The sequence below is a fragment of the Maribellus maritimus genome, from assembly GCF_022267315.1.
In the GTDB taxonomy this organism is placed as follows: Bacteria; Bacteroidota; Bacteroidia; order Bacteroidales; family Prolixibacteraceae; genus Draconibacterium; species Draconibacterium maritimum.
The window spans coordinates 1-4,927 of sequence record NZ_JAIKLE010000093.1 but is presented as its reverse complement, the minus strand read 5'-3'; the positions used below and the strand labels follow the sequence as shown (position 1 = coordinate 4,927).

Sequence of the window (4,927 nt, the reverse complement as noted above, 5' to 3'; positions counted from 1 at the left end):
GGTGCGCCAACTGCGGATTCTCGCATCGCAGTTCCGTGTCCTTCGGACAGGAACGCTCTCCGAAATCCGCCCCGACAACATGTACCAACCGTTAGCAGTAATTTTAACGAATCCAACGTTTAACATCATGCATTGAATAAACATCTAAAGAATCATTAAACTTCAAACCATTATGAAAAAAGTGACAGTAAAAAACCTAATCAAATTTCGAGGAAAGAATGACCGAACAAAAATCACTTTTGTAAATAACTTGAAACAAGAGAAAACAAAATCAGATGATGATTCTGGGGGTGATTACTGGATTAGTGCTTTAAGTGCTATACGAAACACTTTTAAAAATGACGATATCAACCTATTGGACGAAAAAATTGAATTACTATTAAGCAAAATAGAGACTTACGATGATAAAAGAATTAAAGACCAATTTCGAAGAAATTTAGAAATAGTCAGCAATTTTAAAGAATATGACTTTGAGCATTTAAAACCTGAAGCAGAAATAGAAATTCTGAAACAAAAAAAGTATCAAAGTCTACTTACAATAAAAGGACTTCCAATTGAAGCAAAACCTTGTCATATTTACTCCTTTTCCATAGACAAAAGTGAGGAAATTGGCGGAATTTGGTTTGTCGCACAACTAGATGGATTCAAAAAAAGCGAATTAGCAATGTTCGCGGATATACTCTACAGATACTTGAAGAAAAATTACGCTAAAGAGTATTTTGTCAATGCAAAGTATTGTATTGCAGTTGACCTTTACAACGGACAAGACGTAAGTTATAAAGATATTCAAGAGGGGAAAATTCCGGTCTTAATAGAATCAACATTAGATGATTTTAAAAAGTATAGATAATAAAGTAAATCACTCGTGGATGCCTTTAATTTATAAATCAATCAATAATCTAAAAATGAAAAAATACTTCTTGTTACTATTTATCGCATTATTAAGTACAAACTGCTATCCGCAAATGGGATATGAAAAAATGGTTACTGACTTTTTTAAAACTTATTCCACAAACCCAGAACAAGCTCTTGACGATATATTCAAGACAAATGAATGGTTAATGAAAAATGAGGATGGAATTGCATCTGTAAAAAGTAAGCTAAACTTGAACATTGGATTAATGGGAGAATATTGTGGATATGAAAAGATTGTAAAAAGACAACTTGGAGAATCAATGGTTTTAGAAAGCTATCTTGTTAAGTATGAGAGACAGCCATTAAGATTTACTTTAAAATTTTATAAACCAAAGGACAAATGGATTTTGTACAATTTCCAATTTGATGAAGATGTTGATGAAGAACTACACGAAAGTGCAAAAATCTATTTCATCGAACCATAATGAATAAAAAACTACTGCTAACACGTGGTATAAGGCATGGCTGGGTTTGTGCGGATTCGACAAGTCGAATCTCGTCCCAGCCTCAGTTTCGGTCGGACTGGCCAGACTCTCGTCTGACCGCCACGACCTCATACCACCACCGTTAGCAGCAACTTTAAATACACACAACGAATAAATGGAACAAGGTATTTGGACTTACATTACGGCTATTCTGAGCATTGGATTTGGATGGCTTTTAAGTGAAATCAGTCAACTCTTAAGAGGAAGAAAGGAAGACAAAAAAATAAAAAAGAAAGTCCTTTTCTATTTACTGGAACTATATTTCACTTTGAAGCAATTGGATATCAAACCGTTTATTGACATTGTGACTGGAAAAATTTCGGAACGACTTCCAAAAGATGAACAAGATGAAAATTCAAAAAGGTATTTAGCGGCTTTATACCAACATCTAATTGGCAACCTGAGAGAAAAAGAAACAGCAGAAAGAATAATAGAATTAGACGCAAATTATAAAAAGTCTCTTGAAGACTTATCATCAGTAGACCCAATTGCAGCTTATAAACTTTTTGGAGAAAATGAATTTTTTAAGATAATTGATATGCTATCAAACTATTCAAACTCTTTAAAAAATGAATTTCCACATGACACGGAGGATATAAATAAGCAAACACAAAGTATAATTGAATTTATTAAGCCAGAGTTTTTATCAAAAACTCTGGAAAGTTTAGAAGATAAAATAAGGAAAATTTCTAGCAGCATTGGAGTTTATACTAGGTATAGAGCTGTAAAAGCTATTAATAAACAAAAAGAACCATTGGATGAAAGTCAATTTAAAACTTTGACAATGTATCTTGATGCCTTTATGCCAAAACAATAAAAGCAGCTGCTAACAATTTGTATATGGCAGGCGGGGGTTTTAGCGGTCTGACAAGTCAGACCTTCTGCTCACTTTCCTGCGGGTCTGACAGGATTTCTGTTGGAAATCCCGCCCGACCACATACAAGTGACCGTTGTACGCAATTAGAGGACAGAGTTTTACACCATGGTTAGGATTGATGAAATATTAATGTTTATTAAGGAGCGAACAGGATTAAATTCATTGGAGAGTGATTCTGATATTTATGAACTTGGGATTGTTGGTGACGATTTTGATGAGCTAATTGGCGAATTCTCAGAAAAGTATAAAGTCAAAATTGATTCCTATTTATGGTATTTTCATGCTGACGAAGAAGGGCAAAATATTGGCGGATTGTTTTTTAAACCACCAAATAAAAGAGTGGATAGAATTCCAATTACTCCTAAATTCCTGTGTACTTGCGCTAATCAGGGTTTTTGGAATATTGATTATCCCAAACATGAATTACCTAAGTATCGATTTGATATCATTATTAATAAAATTCTAGTCGCTGGAGTTGTTATTATGCTTGGATATACTATCATTCGAAAATTTATAAACTGATTTTATGGGTATCGGAAGAAGAGAATTTTTAAAATTAGCTGGAGTTGCCCTTGCTGGAATAGCAGTAAATCCACTTCAGGCCGTAGTAACAAACGATAATGTATATATTAATAAAAAGCTTGGGATTTTATTTCACAAACCTGATTCTTGGGGATTTTTGAATGTTAAAGATTTTGGGAAACTAAAAGATGAGCAAATTCTTGGAAATGGTTATGAAGAAATGAAAGACGAGGTATGGGAAGATTTAGGCGACCCGATATGCATAGCCACTAAATTCCCAGAGGACCTGCCAAAATATAAGGGAGTGTTCTCGCCAACAATTACTTTGAATATTACTCCTAAAGAGGAACTTGCAGATTTAGAATGTTCTAATTTTAAAGAGGTAATGGAAATGTCAGAATTAGGAGTTTCCATGATACTGAAAGATTTTAAAGTAGTTAAACGCTATGAACCATATATGATTTCAGGTAGTGAGTTTTATGAGTATGACTCTGAATATTTGTTTGAGCATGTTGATATATCAAAACCTTTAAAAGTTGAGCTTAAAACATTAAAAACAGAGCATAATGGATTTTACTATGATTTTAATTGCCATCAATCTTATTCTCAAAATCAAGTAGCGGATAAAGAATTTGCCGAATTTAAAGAATCAATAAAACTAATATAATAACTGCGTACAACATTTTGTATAAGTAATGGCAGGCGATGTGGTAAATATCAAGGTTTGTAGCCCGCTCAAACAGCGTAGCGGTTTGACAGGAAAGTGCCACGCAATCTGCCACTACTCATACAATTTACCGTTATGGGCAAGTTTGAAAACCGCAAATGAAAGGATATAAATACAGAGATATTGAATGTTTTGAAAGAGATTTTGAGACTCTCTTAAGAAACCAAATTTATGCGCCGCCATTCATTGACTTGAATGACCCTTTTGAAGGTATGTATAATGAAGAAATTACACACCTTGCAAAAGTCTTAGGAAAAACGTTCAATGTTGATTCTACGGAAGTTATAGAAAGTCTAGAAAAAATTAAAGATTTTAAAAATACACTTGGAATATATTCATTATCAACAACATTTTCAGATGAACTAATGTGGGCTCATTATGCTAATTCTCATAAAGGCTTCTGTTTAGAATATGAAACTACAAAACTTAAAGACAAATATTTAGCTCCAGAAATGGTGACAGAACTTGAAGTTGACTATAAACCAGAACCTCAAACTCTCACTTACTTAGACATAAAAGAAAAAAACAAAATTTTAAAAAAACTATTTGCCACTAAGTCATTAAAATGGAGCTATGAGAAGGAAATTCGTTTAATATTTGACTCTTTTGAATTAAAAGATTATCATCCTTCTGCATTGACAGGAATCTACTTTGGGACAAGGTTTCCACAAGAGAAAAAACAACAATTGATAAATTCGTTGACAAACAGAGATATTCGCTTTTATGAAATGTATATGGAAGACAATTCGTATAATCTTAGGCGAAGGTTAGTGCATGAAAATAAACGTATAATTCAAAAAAAACTAGACCCCAAAATTTATGAGATTCTAAGTACAAATCACTATCCGAAAGCTAAGAATTTCAACGTATTTTACAAAGGGAAAAAAATTGATAACGAATCATTGAATTATTTCTTTGACAGTTTTAGGGAAAATTTCGCAACGAAAGATTGTAATATAAATCTGTTCGATGACAAATCAATAATTCCACTAATCGACAAATATCCACTTAGCAAAAGCGAATATATAAAACTTGCTGACCACTTTATTGCTTTGTCATCTTTCGAGATGCCCAATGATTTTTCTTGGTATCCATATCAAGATTTTCAATACAAAGAATATGGTGGTGATAATTGGAAAAAAGAAGAAATAAAATGAAAAACCAGCCCATAACAAAGTACATATTGCAGGGCGGGGTTTGGTGGTACGCCAACTGCGGATTCTCGTTTCGCAGTTCCTTGTCCTTCGGACAGGAACGCTCTTCGAAATCCGCCCCGACAACATGTACCAACCGTTATGCGCAAGTAGGTACGATAAAGGGACATCCGTTACAAAGTTAAAGGGACATAGTTTACACTTTTCAAAGTTTGTAATTTGACATAAAAATCAGATTGCCATGCCT

At 33.4% G+C, this 4,927-nt stretch carries 6 protein-coding genes; all 6 read left to right on the top strand.

Annotated elements, in window-relative coordinates:
• Window positions 1-172: 172 nt before the first annotated feature.
• The 6 genes from K5G00_RS28825 to K5G00_RS28800 all read left to right on the top strand — a co-directional run bounded on the left by K5G00_RS28825 (window position 173) and on the right by K5G00_RS28800 (window position 4,683).
• Window positions 173-850 carry a hypothetical protein gene (locus tag K5G00_RS28825; RefSeq protein WP_238769966.1) on the top strand — a complete coding sequence of 226 codons (678 nt, stop codon included), beginning with the start codon at window positions 173-175 and terminating at the stop codon, window positions 848-850.
• A gap of 55 nt (window positions 851-905) precedes the next feature.
• A complete protein-coding gene (locus K5G00_RS28820; RefSeq protein ID WP_238769964.1) occupies window positions 906-1,340 on the top strand; it encodes a hypothetical protein in 435 nt (144 codons plus the stop codon).
• A 175-nt stretch (window positions 1,341-1,515) separates the two neighbouring features.
• Complete coding sequence (locus K5G00_RS28815) at window positions 1,516-2,217, top strand: hypothetical protein (RefSeq protein ID WP_238769962.1); 702 nt, start codon at window positions 1,516-1,518, stop codon at window positions 2,215-2,217.
• Between the two features lie 165 nt (window positions 2,218-2,382).
• The gene (locus tag K5G00_RS28810; RefSeq protein ID WP_238769960.1) at window positions 2,383-2,799 is read left to right on the top strand and encodes a DUF1493 family protein; all 417 of its coding nucleotides are present in this window, start codon (window positions 2,383-2,385) and stop codon (window positions 2,797-2,799) included.
• Window positions 2,800-2,803: 4 nt separating this feature from the next.
• Window positions 2,804-3,466 (top strand): hypothetical protein, encoded by a 663-nt coding sequence (locus K5G00_RS28805; RefSeq protein ID WP_238769958.1) that lies wholly within the window; start codon window positions 2,804-2,806, stop codon window positions 3,464-3,466.
• 158 nt (window positions 3,467-3,624) lie between these two features.
• Window positions 3,625-4,683 (top strand): DUF2971 domain-containing protein, encoded by a 1,059-nt coding sequence (locus K5G00_RS28800; protein ID WP_238769956.1) that lies wholly within the window; start codon window positions 3,625-3,627, stop codon window positions 4,681-4,683.
• Window positions 4,684-4,927 lie beyond the last annotated feature (244 nt).